This is a genomic window from Streptomyces sp. NPDC026417 (assembly GCF_055567695.1).
Genome location: NZ_JBVHPY010000107.1, coordinates 1 through 2,339, shown reverse-complemented (window position 1 = coordinate 2,339; position 2,339 = coordinate 1). Strand labels below are relative to the sequence as shown.

At 64.7% G+C, this 2,339-nt stretch carries 2 protein-coding genes; both read left to right on the top strand.

Translation table 11 applies throughout. The features are described from left to right. Positions 1–514 precede the first annotated feature (514 nt). A complete protein-coding gene (locus ACZ4NT_RS39165) occupies positions 515–1,171 on the top strand; it encodes a hypothetical protein (RefSeq protein WP_467730200.1) in 657 nt (218 codons plus the stop codon). A gap of 272 nt (positions 1,172–1,443) precedes the next feature. Continuing rightward, positions 1,444–2,339 (top strand): Ig-like domain-containing protein (locus tag ACZ4NT_RS39160; protein WP_467730198.1); only part of this gene is annotated, 896 nt, incomplete at its 3' end.

The window sequence follows — 2,339 nt, the reverse complement described above, 5'->3', positions numbered from 1 at the left end:
AACTGCCGTCCTCACCCTGGAACGTCAACGCTGAAAAGCAAACGGTACCCCTACCCGGCCAGTTGGAGACTGGGACAGCCCTCTACGTCCTCCGTGACGGTGGGGGCTTTCTCGTGCTTGGCGCCCGCTGCCGGGCGCGTGTCCCCCGGTGGCGCTAACTACTGACCTCCGAAAAAAGTTCTGGATCCCGGGCAACCTTCCGGCGACTCGCGCGTGTATTTCTCGGATCGTCTCAGCGATCCTGGCCAGGCTGGCATGGATGCGGAAGGGCCGCACGAAAACTGATCACTGGGATCGGGTTGTGTGCCCGGCTCATTTCCACGAACGAGGTCTTTCCGTGTCGTCACGCTCCCGTGGCCTTCTCGCCGCTGTCTTGATCACTGGCGCCCTGGCCACTCTCCCCGCTTGCGGTGGCAAGAACGCTAACGCGTCCGCATCTGCACCGGACGCCCCTACCATCGCGGCGGCTTCCCGCACCGAAGTGCCCCCGGCGTCTCCGCCCGGGGATGTTCCCTTGACCGCCGCTGCTACCACCACGGCCACTGCGCCCCCTGCCGTTTCTGCCCAGGTGAATCACCTGCCCGCCCCTGGCAACAACCTGACCCTGGCAGCAGTCGGTAAGGACGCCGGCGGTCTCTCCACGGTCTTCTACGGGGTAAACAACACCGACAACAAGACAGCGGTGAAAGCCTATCTCCAAGGACTGAAGCGAGCCGGGTACACGGTGACCTCCCAGCGCCAGGACGACGAGATCATCACTTATAAGGCCCAAAAGGGGAGCCTGACCCTCACTGTGGCTTCAACTGCTGGTGTCTTCACCTTCGGCAGCGGCAACATGCTCATCGTCCGCGTCGACCATCACGGAAGTGGTTTCACCCTTCCTCCCTCTCCGTCCTCCGGCGGCCTGGAATCCCGCGTGCCAGCATCCGCGGGGAACATTCAGTTCGTCGCCGCCGGCCGCAACGGTCTGCCAGTGGCCTTCTACCGCGTCACCGGGTCATTCAACGGCTACCTCGCCGCATTGAAGAAGGCCGGGTACCACGTGACCTCGGCAAAGCAGGACGGCGAAACCATCAAAAACGTCTACACCGCCACCAAGCCGGGCCAGCACCTCACCCTGGAGTCATCCGGAAACTGGATCACCGAAGGCACGCTCGTCGTCACCCCGTAGCAGTCAACCTCGGATGGTCTTGAAGAAGTGGCCAAGGCCGCCCGAGGCCTCAATCCGTATAACGGCAAGGCATAGACCCAGGCAGGCAGGCACTGTCGGACCAGTGTCAATGTCGGCGCTGACCAGACCTTGACGGTACCGCTGCCCGAGCGGGGCGGCGCCTTTCATGCGACAACCTTCCGTCACACCGCCGCCGTCACAGCCCAGCCCTGGACCGTGCCGGTCTGAGCATGCCTCATTCTCCGAAAGAATCTCGTAACCCTGTGAACCCCGTGAAGAACCTTGTCCTGCCGGTCCTGTCTGCTGTGGTGCTGGCCGGATGCTCTGCATCCGCCCATACCGCAGGCACAAACCCGCCGCACACCCGCGCGTCCGCAGCTGACCCTGCTGCGGCACCCCGGATCACCGTCTCGGTGCCGGACGGTGCCACCCAGCAGGCCCCGAACACGACGCTGCGGGTCAGTGCCACGGACGGCACTCTGGCCTCCGTACACGTGGCCCCCGCTGACCGCGGTGACGACATGGCCCACGTCACGATCCCGGGAAAGCTGAACGCAGCACACTACACCTGGACTGCCAGCCGCACTCTCAGTCCGGCGACCACCTATGCCGTTCGCGTCACGGCCACCGGTCCCAACGGGCAGCACACCACCACCCGCACCCGCTTCACCACTCTCACCCCGCAGCACACCAACCGGGCGCTGCTCGGGCCCCAGGACCATCAGACAGTCGGTATAGGGATGCCTGTCACCCTGCGCTTTGAGCACCCCGTCACAAACAAGGCCGCCGTGGAAAAGAGCCTGAGTGTCACCACCACACCAAAAGTAAAGGGTTCCTGGGGATGGGTGCGCGATCCGCTCACCGGCCAGGAACGCGTGGACTGGCGCCCGGCTACCTACTGGCGCCCGGGCACCAAAGTCACCGTCACCGCCGCGCTCAGCGGTATCGGCACCGGCAGTCGCCGCTACCTACGGCGAGACATCTCCGCCACCTTCCGCATCGGCGCCTCCCGGATCACGCACGTCGACCTTGCCGCACACCGCCTGACCATGAGTAAGAACGATCGCCCCATCCGAACTATGCCGATATCGGGCGGCGGCCCGGCCACCCCCACCTACAACGGCACCATGGTCGTCCTGGACAAGACCCCGGACATCCGCATGAACTC